Source organism: Acinetobacter sp. V102_4, from assembly GCF_031799005.1.
Taxonomy (GTDB): domain Bacteria; phylum Pseudomonadota; class Gammaproteobacteria; order Pseudomonadales; family Moraxellaceae; genus Acinetobacter; species Acinetobacter calcoaceticus.
Genome location: NZ_JAVQNR010000052.1, coordinates 312,748 through 328,508, shown reverse-complemented (window position 1 = coordinate 328,508; position 15,761 = coordinate 312,748). Strand labels below are relative to the sequence as shown.

The window sequence follows — 15,761 nt, the reverse complement described above, 5'->3', positions numbered from 1 at the left end:
ATCTAATTAAATTCTTGCGGATCAACATCAATTGATAGCCTGAGTTGATGCTGCCTTGGTGCATGAACCAATTGAGACCACCACTGTCTTAAGTAAAAATGTAGACGAGCGCGGTCGGCAGATAAAATCACCATGTGTGCACGATAGCGTCCCGCTTTACGTTCCATCGGTGCTGGAATAGGTCCCCAAATATCAACAATCTCACCTGCAACTTGGCGAAGTTGCTCAGCAGCTTCATTTAAAAAATGCAAGGTATAGTCTCGATCTTTCGACTCTGCACGTATGAGTACGGCATAGCGATAAGGAGGTAGCAAAGCAACTTTACGTTCAGCCAATGTTTGTTTGGCAACCGCACGATAGTCTTTTTCGATGAGTGTGGTTAGGAGTGGGTGATCTGGTCTTAAGGTTTGTAAATAGACATGGCCTTTATGCTCACCACGGCCTGCACGGCCAGCCACTTGAACAATCAATTGCGCAGTACGTTCTGGCGCACGGATGTCTACGCTGAGTAACCCTGCATCAATATCTAAAATGGCAACCAAAGTCACATGTGGGAAATGGTGACCTTTTGCCAACATTTGAGTGCCGAGCAAAATTGTTGGTTTGTTTTGATGAATGCGATCATAGATTTTTTGCCAGCTTCCGACACGACTGGTACTGTCACGATCCACCCGAATCACGTCATGCTCTGGAAATAATTCTTGTAAGTGTTCTTCGACCTTAGCTGTTCCTGCGCCTAGTGTTTTTAAGCTCTTTTGCTGACATTCAGGGCAATGATCTGGTAGGCGATGAATGGTTCCACAGTGGTGGCAATGTAAATAAGAATAAGGCTGGGTATGCAAAGTAAAATGTGCATCACAATGTGGACAATTGGCTTGCCATCCACAGCTTTCACAAACCAGTACAGGTGCATAACCACGACGGTTTAAAAAGATTAAAACCTGTTCTTTTCTAGCTAAAGTATGTTTGATTTGTTCAATGAGAGGCTGGCTAATTCCATGCTGTTTTTTGACAATTTTAAGATCAATCAAATGCATTTTAGGCAAAAGTGCATGTCCAGCACGTTTGTTGAGTTGCAGTGAAGTTAACTTGCCAGTTTCGACCAAATAATAACTATCAATACTTGGTGTTGCCGAACCTAAAATCACTGGGCAGCTTTGTAAGTGTCCTCGGTATAGTGCGACATCACGCGCATGGTAACGGAAGCCTTCTTGCTGTTTATAAGACAGGTCATGTTCTTCATCTAAAATGATTAAGCCCAAACGTGGCAGCGGTGTATAGATGGCAGAGCGTGTCCCTAAAATAATAGATGCTTTTCCTGTCTGTGCCTGTTGCCATGCTTGTAAGCGTTTGGAGTCGTTGAGGCCTGAATGCAATAAAGCAATATCACAATTAAAACGAGACTTAAAACGCGAAATGGTTTGAGGAGTTAAACCAATTTCAGGCACCAAAACCAGTACTTGTTTACCTTGCTTTAGCACCTCGTGCATGATGTGTAGATAAACTTCAGTTTTACCGCTACCCGTTAAGCCATCTAGCAAAAATGCTTGGTATTGATGCTGTGCTTTAATAACCTGTTGGGTTGCTTGCTTTTGATCTTCATTTAGCGTGAGCGGCATTTGCGCCAATTGAACAGGTGTAGGGCTAAAGTCGTGTGGTTCAAGCGTACATTCAACCAAACCTTTCTTTTCTAGCGCTTTAAGTGTTGCAGTTTCTACGCCACTTAAATTGAGAATGTTCTCTGTTGTTCCCGCAGGATGTAACTTTAAAATCTGATAAGCATCTTGTTGCTTTACTGAACGTTTAAGCAGTGCTTCAACATTGTCGCATGGAGTAATTTTCCAGAGATGGAACAAAACGTCCATCGGTTTGCCCTGACGCAGTATAGCCGGAAGAGCGGTTTGCATGACCTCGCCAACTGGAAATTGGTAATATTGTGCGGACCATGTCAATAAACTTAAAACTTGTTCATCTAAAATAGGCTGTTCATCTAAAAGTTCAGAAATGGCTTTAAGCTGAAAGTTGCCTGTAAATGGCTCATGTGGATTCACTTTTTCAGTGATGATACCAATCAGGTTTTGTCGCCCAAATGAAATAGCGACGCGTGAGCCTACTTGAGCCCGTTCATATTGTGCTTCGGTGAGTGTATAGTCAAAAGTGTCGTACAGATGCACAGGTACGGCAACACGCACACGATAAACAACTGAATCAGGCTTTGGCGTTATGGTCATAGAGGCTCATTTCGTCAATTTTAAAAAACGGCATAGCGTCGTGAAGAGGACTTGGGTATTCTACACAGGCTATAGAATGAATATGAATGATTGCGTAGCATAGATGCAACAGCAGCGACTATTATTTTTGGAAAATTAGAACATTACCATGCCTGCATATCAATTTACTGCCATTGATGCTTCAGGGAAGCAGCAAAAAGGAGTGCTTGAGGGAGACTCAGCACGCCAGATTCGCCAACAATTACGCGATAAAGCATGGACACCAATTAGCGTTGACCCTGTTGAACAAAAAGATAAACATAAGAGTCAGGGGTTATTTCAAAAAAAGTTCAGTGCCTATGATTTGGCACTCATGACCAGACAACTTTCTGTTTTGGTTGCAGCCGCAATTCCTTTAGAAGAAGCTTTACGTGCGGTGAGCAAGCAAAGTGAAAAAGCGCATGTGCAAAATCTTTTATCGTCTGTTCGTTCGCGAGTCATGGAAGGACACTCATTGGCTCAAGGTATGCAGCAATCTGGACGTTTTCCGGACCTCTATATTGCAACAGTTGCTGCAGGTGAGCGTTCTGGACATTTAGATCTGATTTTAGATCAGCTCTCGGATTACACCGAAAACCGTTTTGCCATGCAAAAGAAAGTTCAAGGGGCTATGATTTACCCGATTATTTTAATGCTGATGTCATTTGCTATTGTGATGGGCTTAATGACTTTTGTTGTGCCAGAAATTGTTAAAACCTTTGATCAGAACAAAGATGCACTACCGTGGATTACGGTCGCTTTAATGAAAGCGAGCGATTTTATTCGTCATGCGTGGGTGTTTATTATTATTTTTGCAGTTGTGGGAATTGTCGCATTTGTTCGGTTTTTAAAAACAACAGCTGGACATTATGCTTTTGATCGATTAACACTCAAATTGCCATTATTCGGTAAACTGTCACGTGGTATTAATTCTGCACGCTTTGCAAGTACCTTATCTATTTTGACCCGTTCAGGCGTGCCGTTGGTTGACGCATTAAAAATTGGTGCAGCAGTGACCAATAACTGGGTCATCCGTGATTCAATTGCCCATGCGGCTGAGCGTGTTACAGAAGGTGGTAACTTGGGTACGCAGCTTGAGCGCAGTGGTTATTTCCCACCAATGATGGTACAAATGATTCGAAGTGGTGAGGCATCAGGTGAGCTCGACCGCATGTTAGAACGAGCATCGACCATGCAAGATCGTGAGGTTACAACATTTATTTCAACCTTACTGGCATTACTTGAACCGCTTATGCTGGTTCTAATGGCAAGCATTGTACTGGTTATTGTAATCGCGGTTATGCTGCCAATCGTAAATATGAACAATATGATTTAATAACTTTGATATTAGAGATAATGATGAAAGTAAAAAATATTCAAAGCGAAACAGCGATGGAACAATACAGTGATTCTGCGGTTTCAAATCAGTTTGAGCCAACGTGCCATTCCGAGCATAGCTCTTTATCAAATGACTACTCCTCAAGCGTAGCTTTCGGACTTGGGGCACGTTCGAACGGTGTTCGAATGAAACGTGCCTCAGGCTTTACCCTCATTGAAGTTATGGTTGTGATTGTAATTTTAGGCGTGTTAGCAGCGCTCATCGTACCAAATGTCATGGGGCGTAGTGAAAAAGCTAAAATTGATACCACTCAAATTACATTAAAAGGTGTAGCTGGTGCTTTAGATCAGTACAAGCTCGATAACGGTCATTTCCCAACAATGCAAGAAGGGGGACTAGATGCTTTAGTGAATCAGCCTGCTACAGCAAAAAACTGGATGCCGGGTGGATATGTTAAAGGTGGTTATCCTAAAGATAGTTGGAAAAATGATGTTCAATATGTAATTCCAGGTGCAGATGGTCGAGCTTTTGATTTGTACTCGTTTGGTGCAGACGGCAAAGAGGGCGGTGAAGGTAATGATGCAGATATTTATTACCAACCTTAATTGAAAATATAATGGAGATTATCAATTCGTTTAAAAAGATAAACTGATAAATACGAATTGATAATCTTTCTTAATCATGAAAATATAGTAAGTTTTTGAAAAATATAAAATAAAGTTAATATTTATATTTGAGACTTATAATAAGAATTATTCCCATATTTAATAGTTACAAGAAAGTTAAAATGTAGAGAAAAATAAGCTATATATTTAAATAAAAGCTTTGCATAATAAATAAAAAGCACTTTATTACATTAAAAGGAGAGATTAAATGAAAGCATTTCTCATCGTAGATGAACTGACTCAGTTTCATTGGGTAATGCTGAAGTCTGTCCTATTGATTTTGGGTTTATTGCCGATTGCTGAAGTTTTTTTAAAGCTATGGCTTAATACCGAAGGAAGTAGCCAAATTATGATTGGTTTCTTCGCATTAAGTATTGTGAGTGCATGGTTAATGGTGAGCTTCTTTACTGCATTAAAAGCGAGTGTCTGGCAAGCTAAACAAATATCCACTAAATATGAGCAATTGCTTTTTAAAGCCTATCGTTATGTACCAATGGTCTTTCTATCGAGTTTAGTTGCTTATTTATCTTTGCAATTATCGATCGCTTTTTAATAATATTTTAAAACCAAATTTTTAGATAAAACGTAGACTGAATATCTACGTTTTATTTTTTAATTTAAGCAGGCTGTTGTACTAGCATTGCTGTAATTTTACGAACGATAGGCAGGATGAAAAGTAGCGTTGGGAAAGCAATTAACCAAGAAATAGCCCATGCAGACATCCATACATAAATGGAAAATTCTTCTAATCCCAAACTTCGTAATGTACTAATCATTGAAACCACAAACGTCATAATGATCGATAGAAGAAAGGGTAAAGCGATAGATGTATAGCGATTTGGAAGTTTTTTAAAACTAAACAAAGATTTTGAGTTTTTCATTTTTGACTCCGTAAACCAACAAACGCCAGTGCCATTCAAAAATATAAAAATATTTTGAACAAATAGCTCCAAGCATTGTTGGAGGTATGTTGGCACGTTGATTGACGTAAACGTTTACGGCTTTTTGATGAGCAGATTTAATTTAACATGAATTTTGAAAGCTGCAAATAAAAACAGGGTATTTCTTTATTTGTACATATTATATGCTTCAAATCAGATGTTTAAGAACATGAGAAAAAGTAAATGGAACAAATCGAGTGGAATGATTTTTTAAAAGTAGAGCTTCGCGTTGGTAAAATTATTCAAGCCGAGGTTTTTGAAAAGGCACGTAAACCTGCTTATATTTTGCATGTAGATTTTGGTGAAGAATTGGGTGTACGTAAATCAAGTGCACAGATTACAAAGCTCTATCAGCCACAAGATTTGATTGGTAAGTTAGTTGTTGCTGTAGTGAATTTTCCCAAAAAACAAATTGGACCTATTCAGTCAGAATGTTTAGTGACAGGGTTTCATAATGCAGAGGGTGATGTAGCACTTTGTATCCCAGAGTTTGAAGTACCTCTGGGTACAAAGTTATTGTAAGTTAGCGGCGGGATTTAAAAGAAACGTCAACTTTACGAGGACGATAAACCCAACCTAAAACTAGCAGTAATACTGCAAATCCTAAAATTGGATAATCACCTAAACGGTTATAAAGGGTCTGACCTTGCATCGCTGGTAAATCACCTCTCAAAACAAACTCTTTGTCGATCGGTGCTTGTTCAGTGATATGACCATTTTGATCAATAAAGGCAGTTACACCCGTATTGGTTGCACGGATAAACCAGCGGCCATTTTCTTTAGCTCGCATTTGTACCATTTGTAAATGTTGCAATGGTCCAGCAGTGCCAGTAAACCAAGCGTCATTAGATACGGTCACTAAAAAGTCGCTGTCTTGTGCATTACGTCGGGTGAGGTTTGGATAAGCCACTTCATAACAAATCGCAGCGGCAAGCGCGTGCCCCTTAATCATAAGTGGTTTTTGGTCCCTCTCGCCACGTGTAAAACCACTCATGCTAATATCATTTTGCATGGCCGGTAATACCCAAGAGAGTAAACCTGAAAGAGGGATATATTCACCAAACGGAACAAGACGTTGCTTTTTATATAGACCACTGGAATCGCTTCCAGAAGCCATAATACTGTTGTAATACAGTGGGCTACCGACTTCATGTGATTTGGTAACATCCCAGTAAGGAATTCCGGTTACCCATGCAGTGTGGTTCTTTTTAGCTTGTGCATCCATTGCATCCAAAAACGGTTCGATATCGGTTTGGAAGAGTGGAATTGAAGATTCAGGCCATACAATTAAGTCACGGCCCCATTCAGATTGAGTCAAACCAGCATAAATCTCTAATGTTCTAACTTGATATTCGGTTAGCCATTTTAAATCTTGTGGAATATTACCTTGAATGAGTGAAACACTAAGCGGCTTGGCAGCTTTAGGTTTTACAAACTGTATATATGATGCTCCCCACGCACCTAAAACCAACAGGGCAGAAGGGATAACCCAGAAAATACGCTTACGTAGAACTTCAACTAAAGCACAGGCTAATACAATGACGACAAAGGAAATTGCATAAATACCGAATAGAGGCGCATAACCATCGAGTAAACGTTCGGTAAACGCGTAACCTACAAACAGCCATGGAAAACCTGTAAATACCCAAGTTTTTGCCCACTCGAAAACAATCCAGAGTGGTGCGAAAGTCAGTGGTGTTTCAGGGAAGAAACGTCGGTAAACCCAAGTCTGGAATGCGGTAAACAGGCCCATCACAAGGGCCATAATGGCAATCATACAAACGCTTAGAAACGCATTGGTATCGCCATATACATGGATGGACGTGTAGAGCCAGAAAGCTCCCACAAACCATAAACCAAAGCCATAACTCAAGCCAATAGCAAAAGCTTGTTTGGCTGAGCGGTTATGTAATGATGCATAGAGTAGGGCAGGAGATAATATTGCCAACCACCACCAATAATAAGGTGCCAGTGAAAAACTGAATACGGCACCTGAAAATAAAGCAATGAGTAAAGGAAAAATTAAAGGAAGCTGTTTTTGTTGTTGCGAAGAATCTAACAACTTTTCAAAGTATGCTCTCATTGACGTACAGCTCGAATCAGATGAATAGTGCGGGCATCTGCTTCAACAATTGTAAATAACCAATTTCCAAGCTCAACAGTTTGACCTTGTAAATCACTTACCAGACCAATCTCTTGAAGCAATAAACCGCCGACAGTTTCTACTTCATCGTCAGAAAAATCAGCATCTAAAACAGTATTGAAATGTTCAATTGGTGTAAGTGCTTGCACCATCCATGCATTTGCTACCGTATGGTCATTGTCAGGAACAATGTACTGAGCATCTTCATCAGCAGTGTCATGTTCGTCTTCGATTTCGCCAACGATTTCTTCAAGAATATCTTCAAGCGTAACAAGACCAGCCGTTGAACCATATTCATCAATCACAATCGCAATGTGAGTCTGAGTATGTTTCAACATGCGTAGTACCTGATCGGAACGCGCACTTTCTGGAACAAATAAAGGTTGACGCATCAGAACTCGAATATCCACTTTGGTATTCGGTTCAGTTAGAAATGGCAACAAATCTTTTGCGAGCAAAATCCCGACAACATTATCAGGCTGATCAGAAGAGAAGACTGGAAAGCGTGAGTGAGCAGACTCGACCAGTACATCAAGAATATCAAGTAACTGATCATTTTCTTGCAAACTGATCATTGCTGTACGTGGTGTCATGACTTCACGAATTTTTGTAGCAGGAAGGTCAAGAACACCTTCAAGCATGGCAACAGTATCTGGTTCTAAAAAGCGGCGTGAATTTTGGACTAATTTTAATAATTCATCACGGGTTTCTGGTGCTGTACCTAACCATTTACGTAAGCCTCGCATTCCCCACGATGGACTTGGTTCCTCTTGCATGATCTTTCCTAAAGACTCAATCTATCAAATGAATACTTTGAATCATACCGAAGAAAAGATGCATATGCATCTATAAAACCAGCTAAAAGACAAAACGCATATTGTTATGTAAAAGCCAGTTACAGTTAACAGGTCAGTAATTTGTTTATGCTAAAATGTGAAAATTCTATTTGTTCGAGTTTGTCATGTCGGAACAATCCATTTCACCTACTGTCCAAATTAATACACGTGGTTTACGTTGTCCTGAACCTGTCATGATGTTGCATCAAGCCATCCGCAAATCTAAATCTGGCGATGTGGTTGAAGTCTTCGCAACAGACAATTCGACTTCGTGGGATATTCCTAAATTTTGTATGCATTTAGGCCATGAGTTGCTTTTGCAAGAAGAACGCTTAGATGAAAATGGTCATAAAGAATTTCATTATTTGGTGAAGAAAGGGTAGTAGAATAATAAGGCTTCTAATAACGACTGTTAGAAGCCATTAATAATTCAAATTTAATTTGAAATGATAATTTTTCACAAATAAGAATCGTTATATAATTTATAAAATGATGTATATAAATGACGTATAAAAATGAATGATTATTTTGTGAAACGAAGCTTATTTATTTGTCTTTGGTTTTTCTCTATTGCTGGTTTATTAAATCTAGAAACCGCTTGGTTATCTGAAACTCTTGCCACCATTATTTTAGTTACTATTATTATTTTTGGCTCAATTCTATTGGGTTATAGAAATACATCTTTTGCTCCCGAACCAAAGATAAAGATGAGTCTGATTTTGCATACAAGGTTTATGGGGTTCATGTTAATTCTTGATTTATTACTTGGTAAATCGGTTTGGTACTTCGATTTAGCTCGAAACTTTGGTTTTCTTGGCCTATTTTTATTAGGCACATTTATTTTTTATAAAAAGAACCTTAATTTAAACGTAGCAAAAATACCGCCTTTTCAATAAGCGAATTCCAATAAGAAGCCCCGAATAATCGGGGCTTTTTGTATTACATGTTCGGATAGTTTGGACCACCACCACCTGAGGCAGGAAGAACAAAGCAGTGCTTTGTCCTGCCGCAAGTGCAAAAGCTATGCTTTTGCAGAGAAGGTGGCTGTTCTATTACATGTTTGGATAGTTTGGACCACCACCACCTTCAGGCGTTACCCATGTGATGTTTTGAGATGGGTCTTTAATATCACAGGTCTTACAGTGAACACAGTTCGCTGCGTTAATCTGGAAGCGTTTAGAACCATCATTATCTTCCATGATTTCGTAAACACCAGCTGGGCAGTAGCGCTGTGCAGGCTCATCCCATTTCGGTAAGTTCACATTCACTGGAATTGAAGCATCAGTCAGCTTCAAGTGAGCTGGCTGGTTTTCTTCATGAACCGTGTTTGAAATAAACACAGAAGATAAGCGGTCAAAAGTCAACTTGCCATCTGGTTTTGGATAGTTTGGCTTGAAGCTGGTTGCATCAACCGTTTTCAATGCAGCGAAGTCTTGCTTCAAGTCATGCAAAGTAAATGGAACTTTAAAGACATTCTGGTCGATAAAGTTAAATGCACCACCAATCCACTGACCGAATTTATGCATTGCTGGACCAAAGTTACGAGAGTTGTAAAGCTCTTCTTTTAACCAGCTGTTGTTAAATTTGTCAGTGTATGACGTTAATTCTTTAGTAAATAAATCTTCGCCTTCGGTAACACGTGCAATCGCAAGGTCACCGCCTTTTTCTACACCCGCAGCAATCGCTTCAAATACAGCCTCACCGCATAACATGCCTGATTTCATGGCAGTGTGAGAGCCTTTGATTTTTGCAAAGTTTAAGAAACCTGCGTCATCACCAATTAAGCAACCGCCCGGGAAAGTCAATTTAGGCAATGAGTTAAAACCGCCTTTCACTACGGCACGTGCACCGTAAGAAATACGCTTCCCACCTTCTAAAAACTGTTTAATCAGTGGGTGAGTTTTCCAGCGCTGCATTTCCATAAATGGATACATGTGTGGATTTTCATAAGACAAGTCCACGATCATGCCCAAAGTTACTTGGTTATTTTCAGCGTGGTATAACCACCAGCCACCAGAAGAAGCTGTTTCAGCCAATGGCCAGCCTGCACCGTGCATGACTAAGCCCGGTTTATGTTTCGCAGGGTCAATTTCCCAAAGCTCTTTAATCCCGATACCATAGTGCTGAGGATCAACATTTTTATCGAGGTTATATTTAGCAATCAGGCGTTTACCTAAATGACCACGGCAACCTTCAGCAAAGAGGGTGTATTTAGCGTGAAGTTCATAGCCTGGTGTAAAGTTATGCGTTGGTTCGCCATCTTTACCAATACCCATGTCACCAGTTTGAATACCTTTTACAGTACCGTCTTCGTGGTAAAGCACTTCAGATGCAGCAAAGCCAGGGAAGATAGATACTTCTAATTCTTCAGCTTTTTGGCCTAACCAGCGAACCACGTTACCTAAAGAGATAACATAGTTGCCATCGTTATGCATGGTTTTAGGAACCATCCAGTGAGGCACTTCTTTAGATGTGGTGTCTGATAACAAGAAGAAAGTTTTATCTTCAGTTACAGGTACGTTTAAAGGCGCACCTTCTTCCTTCCAGTTCGGGAAAAGTTCGTTGATGGCACGTGGCTCAAGCACAGCACCAGACAAGATATGCGCACCTACTTCAGAGCCTTTTTCAACTACACAAACAGAAAGATCGGGTAAGTTATTTTCAATCGCTAATTGACGGATCTTAATCGCAGCAGATAGACCTGCAGGTCCTGCACCTACGATGACAACGTCAAACTCCATCGATTCACGTTCGATGTGTTCCATGTAGGACTCCTCAATACTTAAAGGTGGCAACCGTCATATTCAGAAATTCGGTGCTGCCGTGAGTGTTTTAATCCATAGGCGCAAATATGCTATTGTGCCTTTTATCGTTTTGGCTAGTATAGTTTTAAACCATGATCTAGCCAATTGGCTGAGTCGTCATATTTTTTCGTCAGCAAGGCATAAACTATGGTAAATCAAAATAATTCCCCATCGGATATGGGAAAAATACCGTTATCTGATGATAAAAACTTAATGAACATTGCACAATACTTAAAAGGTGTACAGCAAAGTCACAAAAGGTCAATTCCACCTTTAGAGCAGTGGCATCCAAAGCATTGCGGCAAAATGGATTTGACGGTTAAAGCCAATGGAGAATGGTGGCACGAAGGTCAATTGATTAAGCGCCAAGCCCTATTAGATCTATTTACCAAAGTCCTATGGAAAGAAGACGGTAAATTCTACCTGAAAACCCCCGTAGAACAAATTGAAATTGAGGTCGAAGATGAACCTTTATTAGTCAATCAGGTAGATCAAGTTGAAATTTCAGGTGATCAGTTTTTACAACTGACCACGACGAATCAAGATGTGATTTTGGTCGATGCTGAACATCCAATTTTTATGCGTGAATATGACGGGAAATTGCGTCCTTATGTGCATGTGCGTTTTGGAATTAACGCCCTTATTCAACGTCAGTCTTTTTATCATTTAGTGAACTATGGAACACTCATCGAAAATGATAATGGTGAAACCATTTTAGAGTTAAAAAGTGGTAATTTGCTCTTGCAATTAGGCACTTGAGGTTTAAGCTTTAGGAAGTGAAAATTTCCGACACTTCAGTACAGCCATGACAGCCATACAACCTCTATTTACCGATCTAGAACCTATGCCTAACGCATCAGCAGATGCTCCAATTGGTATTTTTGATTCGGGAATTGGGGGAATGTCAGTTGCAGCAGAAATTGCCAGATATTTGCCAAACGAACGTATTGTATATTATGCCGATACTGCCTACGTTCCTTATGGCCCACGTTCCGATGACGAAATTAGGGAACTCACGGCGCGTGCTGTTGACTGGTTATATCGTCAGGGTTGCAAAATTGCGGTTGTAGCATGCAATACCGCCTCAGCATTTAGTCTTGACCATTTACGCGAGCATTATGGTGAACACTTTCCAATTGTTGGGTTAGTTCCAGCATTAAAACCTGCCGTATTACAAACACGCTCTAAAGTGGTTGCTGTATTGGCGACACCTGCTACTTTTCGTGGACAACTCATTAAAGATGTTGTTGAAAAGTTTGCTGTTCCAGCAGGTGTTAAAGTGATGACTTTAACCAATCTCGAACTTGTTCCTTGTGTGGAAGCAGGGCAGCAAATGGGGGAGGCATGTTTAAATGCATTAAAAGAGGTTTTACAGCCTGCCGCTGAGCAAGGTGCAGACTATTTAGTGCTCGGTTGTACTCATTATCCTTTCTTAAATGAAGCAATTCATCATCTTTTTGATAACCAATTCACACTGGTTGATTCGGGATTAGCAGTAGCCCGACAAACAGCCCGTATTTTAATAAAAAATGCGTTATTATGTGACCAAATAGGTCAGAATGTTGCACGTATTGAATGTTATGTCAGCGGAAATAATGCCGAGGCACTGCAACCTGTTTTACAACATATGATTCCACAAGAGTTAACTTGGACACTTCATAATCTGAACTGATCTTTTTGATATCATTTAGAAAATAGTGTTTTTTAGATTTATTATTTTATTTGGGGCGGTTCATGATCTTGGCTGATATTAAGTCAAGTACAGGTCATGGGGCGAAAGGGTATTGTTATGCTCGATACACGCTATCAGATTTTTATTTCAACGTCTGGCCGCGATATGCAGCCAGAGCGAATGGTTTTGTCTCAAACCTTGGTGGGGATGGGTTTCTTTGCTTGGGGATTAGAGCATCGAACACCTTTAACCACTACACTTGCACGTCGACAGATTGATGAATGTGATTATGTAATCTTACTTCTAGGAAGTCAGTATGGAGAACAATCGATTTCTGGTGTGAGTTATCTGTCTTTAGAATATGAATATGCATTAAGTCAGGCGAAACCTATTATTGTGTTCATGCATGAACAGCCTGAAAACCGTGAAATAGATTTACAAGAAACACATCCACAACTTAAAGATAAATTTCTCGCATTTAGAAAAAAGTTATTACACGAAGCAGAGCATATTTTTTACTTTAAAACCCCACGTGAACTGGAGTTGGCTGTCCGTTTAAATATCCCTTTAATGGTTGAGCAACATATGGGACAAGGTTGGGTTCCTGCTCATCAAGCTCAACAGTTACAAGATGAAATTAGGCTGTTAAGAAGTAAAATTTTGCAGTTAGAACAGCGAGTAATAGAGCCATCAATACAGTTAAACGAAGTTGCACCGCAAGATATTTTTGCATTTGAATATCAGATTCAAGCATTTCAGGATGGCAACTTTAAAGAACTTAAACGTCAGCGGCAAATGACGTGGTCTCAATTGTTAAGCGTGCTGGCAAAGCGCTTTGAAACAGCGGTGCCAGAAGAGAATTTTGGAATTTGTCTGAATGAATATTTAAATCAGGCTGGCTTAGAAGATGCTCGTCAGGAATTACCACGAGCACATGCGGTGGCCTGTGCACAGATTAATCACAAGGCACTGTTTCGAATTAAAAATCAAATGCAATCACAAGGCTGGATTGTTCCAACCCAGACTGAACAATCATATGGCCTATGGAAACTAACCACTAAAGCTCAAAAGATATTGCTGAGCTATAAATGGAATCATCGGGGCGTTCGATTAAAAGCTTAGAGCGATTCAATTTATATATGACAATGAAAACTGTTACATTAGTGTCATAAGATGAACTGAAAGGCATTTACACATGTCGTTTGAACAAAAACCGAAAGTTACTGTCATTTTAGCGAATTTAGGCACACCAGATGAGGCGACTGTGCCTGCGGTGCGCCGTTTTTTAAAACAGTTTTTATCTGATTCACGCGTGATTGAAATACCGAAACTGATCTGGTGGATAATTTTAAATCTGTTTGTTTTGCCTTTTCGCCCGAAAAGAGTGGCGCATGCCTATGCTTCAGTATGGTCCGCAGATTCGCCAATGCGTGAAATTGTGTTTGAGCAAACTCAACGTGTGCAGGCTTATCTACAGCAGGAAAATAAACAGTTTGATTTAACTGTGGTACCCGCAATGACCTATGGAAATCCGGGGATTGATGCAGTTTTAGAAAAATTGGCGGCTAACCCGCAAGAGCATGTCATTTTATTGCCTTTGTTTCCTCAGTATTCAGCGACATCTACAGCGCCGTTATACGACGCGTTTGCCAATTGGATTCCTAAACAGCGGAATTTGCCCGGGCTGACGATTATTAAAGACTATTATCAGCATCCCATGTTTATTCAGGCATTGGCAGAAAGCGTTTTAGCCTACCAAGAGCAGCATGGCAAACCTGAAAAACTATTGATGTCATTTCATGGAATTCCACAGCCATATGCAGACAAAGGTGACCCTTACGCAGACCGTTGTCGCATCACAGCAAAGTTAGTCGCTGAAGCCTTACATTTAAAAGATGATGAATGGGCGATTAGCTTCCAGTCACGTTTTGGGAAACAAGAATGGGTGAAACCTTATACAGACCAGCTGCTACAAGATTGGGCGAAGCAAGGCGTTAAGTCTGTTCAGGTATTAAGCCCAGCTTTTTCTGCCGATTGTCTAGAAACGCTTGAAGAATTAGCGATTCAAAATGCTGAACTATTTCAACAAGCAGGTGGTGGTAACTATGCTTATATTCCAGCTTTAAATAGCGATCAGGCTCATATTGATTTGCTTGCAGGTTTAGTTCAGGCTAATCTTGATGCCCTTACCCATACCTTAGCCCACCGTTAATTGTGTTTTAGCCAGAGGTTTTTATGCTGCAAGTCAAAATTGTTCCAGTTACTGCATTTGCCCAAAATTGTTCCATCATTTGGGACAGTGAAACGAAAGAAGCGGTTTTGATTGATGCTGGTGGTGACGCTGCTGTTTTGAAAAAAGAAGTTGAAGCTTTAGGTCTAAAAGTGAAGGCCCTGTGGCTGACTCATGGGCATTTAGATCATGCTGGAGCGGTGGGTGAGCTTGCTAAAGAATGGAGCGTTCCAGTTATTGGTCCACATAAAGAAGATCAGTTCTGGTTAGACATGATTCAGGAAGTTTCAGCACGGTATGGTTTCCCAATTCCGCAGCCTGTTAAAGTCGATCAATGGCTTGAAGGTGGCGAAGTGCTAAAACTTGGTGAAGATGAGTTTGAGGTGCGCTTTGCACCGGGGCATACACCAGGACATGTTGTTTTCTATAATAAAAACCATGGGTTACTTTGGACGGGTGATGTTCTGTTTAAAGGTTCGATTGGACGAACAGACTTCCCGCGTGGCAATCATGATCAGTTAATTGAATCGATTAAACGTGAATGTTTTAGTTTGCCAGATGATACTCAGTTTATTTCTGGACATGGTCCGATGAGTACCATTGGCTATGAAAAACAATTTAACCCTTTTGTCGCTGGTAAAGCAGGTTAATCCTCATAATCATCTTCATTTTGACTACCCTTGTTTTGCTGAGGAGCATCTTGGGTAGGCAATTTATATTCATCGTTTGCCCAAGCGCCTAAATCAATTAATTTACAGCGTTCTGAGCAAAACGGACGAAACTCATTACCTTCCCAAACACTTGGTCCACCACAACGTGGGCAGGGAAATGTACGTGGCATATAGCGATATCCTCAAAGTGAAGAGAAATAGATTAGGCAAA

General features: G+C 40.3%; 17 protein-coding genes. 11 read left to right on the top strand and 6 right to left on the bottom strand.

The window, feature by feature from the left end; genetic code table 11:
* Nucleotides 1-2 precede the first annotated feature (2 nt).
* A complete protein-coding gene (locus RMB13_RS20155; RefSeq protein ID WP_080026222.1) occupies nt 3-2,231 on the bottom strand; it encodes a primosomal protein N' in 2,229 nt (742 codons plus the stop codon).
* Nucleotides 2,232-2,379: 148 nt separating this feature from the next.
* On the opposite strand from RMB13_RS20155, the gene gspF reads away from it, so the two are divergent.
* From gspF to RMB13_RS20140, 3 genes are all read left to right on the top strand, one after another.
* Nucleotides 2,380-3,585 carry a type II secretion system inner membrane protein GspF gene (gene gspF, locus RMB13_RS20150; protein WP_311086164.1) on the top strand — a complete coding sequence of 402 codons (1,206 nt, stop codon included), beginning with the start codon at nt 2,380-2,382 and terminating at the stop codon, nt 3,583-3,585.
* 23 nt (nt 3,586-3,608) lie between these two features.
* Nucleotides 3,609-4,193: a type II secretion system major pseudopilin GspG gene (gene gspG / locus RMB13_RS20145; protein ID WP_311086163.1), complete on the top strand. Its 585-nt coding sequence runs from the start codon at nt 3,609-3,611 to the stop codon at nt 4,191-4,193.
* Nucleotides 4,194-4,461: 268 nt separating this feature from the next.
* Nucleotides 4,462-4,806 (top strand): hypothetical protein, encoded by a 345-nt coding sequence (locus tag RMB13_RS20140; RefSeq protein ID WP_003654643.1) that lies wholly within the window; start codon nt 4,462-4,464, stop codon nt 4,804-4,806.
* Between the two features lie 64 nt (nt 4,807-4,870).
* Here the strand turns inward: RMB13_RS20140 and RMB13_RS20135 are convergent, their stop codons facing one another.
* Nucleotides 4,871-5,134, bottom strand: a complete 264-nt coding sequence (locus RMB13_RS20135; protein WP_311086162.1) for a DUF2798 domain-containing protein — start codon at nt 5,132-5,134, stop codon at nt 4,871-4,873.
* 243 nt (nt 5,135-5,377) lie between these two features.
* Between RMB13_RS20135 and RMB13_RS20130 the strand changes: the two genes are divergently transcribed.
* Complete coding sequence (locus RMB13_RS20130) at nt 5,378-5,716, top strand: tRNA-binding protein (protein ID WP_032030925.1); 339 nt, start codon at nt 5,378-5,380, stop codon at nt 5,714-5,716.
* A gap of 1 nt (nt 5,717) precedes the next feature.
* Here the strand turns inward: RMB13_RS20130 and lnt are convergent, their stop codons facing one another.
* Nucleotides 5,718-7,277 carry an apolipoprotein N-acyltransferase gene (gene lnt / locus RMB13_RS20125; protein ID WP_281836722.1) on the bottom strand — a complete coding sequence of 520 codons (1,560 nt, stop codon included), beginning with the start codon at nt 7,275-7,277 and terminating at the stop codon, nt 5,718-5,720.
* Nucleotides 7,274-8,113 (bottom strand): HlyC/CorC family transporter, encoded by an 840-nt coding sequence (locus RMB13_RS20120; protein ID WP_107880656.1) that lies wholly within the window; start codon nt 8,111-8,113, stop codon nt 7,274-7,276. The genes lnt and RMB13_RS20120 overlap by 4 nt, the downstream gene beginning before the upstream one ends.
* Before the next feature lie 185 nt (nt 8,114-8,298).
* On the opposite strand from RMB13_RS20120, the gene tusA reads away from it, so the two are divergent.
* Together tusA and RMB13_RS20110 are read left to right on the top strand one after the other, a co-directional pair.
* Entirely contained in the window at nt 8,299-8,556 is a 258-nt protein-coding gene (gene tusA, locus RMB13_RS20115) for a sulfurtransferase TusA (RefSeq protein ID WP_005037115.1), read from the top strand.
* A gap of 132 nt (nt 8,557-8,688) precedes the next feature.
* On the top strand, nt 8,689-9,069 hold the full coding sequence (locus RMB13_RS20110; protein WP_281836719.1) for a hypothetical protein: 381 nt from the start codon (nt 8,689-8,691) through the stop codon (nt 9,067-9,069).
* Nucleotides 9,070-9,225: 156 nt separating this feature from the next.
* On the opposite strand, the gene RMB13_RS20105 is transcribed toward RMB13_RS20110, so the two are convergent.
* Entirely contained in the window at nt 9,226-10,938 is a 1,713-nt protein-coding gene (locus RMB13_RS20105; RefSeq protein ID WP_005037110.1) for an electron transfer flavoprotein-ubiquinone oxidoreductase, read from the bottom strand.
* A gap of 186 nt (nt 10,939-11,124) precedes the next feature.
* On the opposite strand from RMB13_RS20105, the gene RMB13_RS20100 reads away from it, so the two are divergent.
* From RMB13_RS20100 to RMB13_RS20080, 5 genes are all read left to right on the top strand, one after another.
* A complete protein-coding gene (locus RMB13_RS20100; protein ID WP_311086161.1) occupies nt 11,125-11,736 on the top strand; it encodes a DUF1285 domain-containing protein in 612 nt (203 codons plus the stop codon).
* Between the two features lie 46 nt (nt 11,737-11,782).
* Nucleotides 11,783-12,649, top strand: coding sequence for a glutamate racemase (gene murI / locus RMB13_RS20095; protein WP_004640924.1), 867 nt, complete (start codon nt 11,783-11,785; stop codon nt 12,647-12,649).
* A gap of 117 nt (nt 12,650-12,766) precedes the next feature.
* Nucleotides 12,767-13,771, top strand: a complete 1,005-nt coding sequence (locus RMB13_RS20090) for a DUF4062 domain-containing protein (RefSeq protein ID WP_311086160.1) — start codon at nt 12,767-12,769, stop codon at nt 13,769-13,771.
* A 73-nt stretch (nt 13,772-13,844) separates the two neighbouring features.
* Complete coding sequence (hemH, locus tag RMB13_RS20085) at nt 13,845-14,861, top strand: ferrochelatase (RefSeq protein ID WP_311086159.1); 1,017 nt, start codon at nt 13,845-13,847, stop codon at nt 14,859-14,861.
* Nucleotides 14,862-14,884: 23 nt separating this feature from the next.
* Complete coding sequence (locus RMB13_RS20080; RefSeq protein WP_004640931.1) at nt 14,885-15,529, top strand: MBL fold metallo-hydrolase; 645 nt, start codon at nt 14,885-14,887, stop codon at nt 15,527-15,529.
* Here the strand turns inward: RMB13_RS20080 and RMB13_RS20075 are convergent.
* Complete coding sequence (locus tag RMB13_RS20075) at nt 15,526-15,720, bottom strand: DNA gyrase inhibitor YacG (RefSeq protein WP_003654666.1); 195 nt, start codon at nt 15,718-15,720, stop codon at nt 15,526-15,528. The genes RMB13_RS20080 and RMB13_RS20075 overlap by 4 nt on opposite strands.
* Nucleotides 15,721-15,761 lie beyond the last annotated feature (41 nt).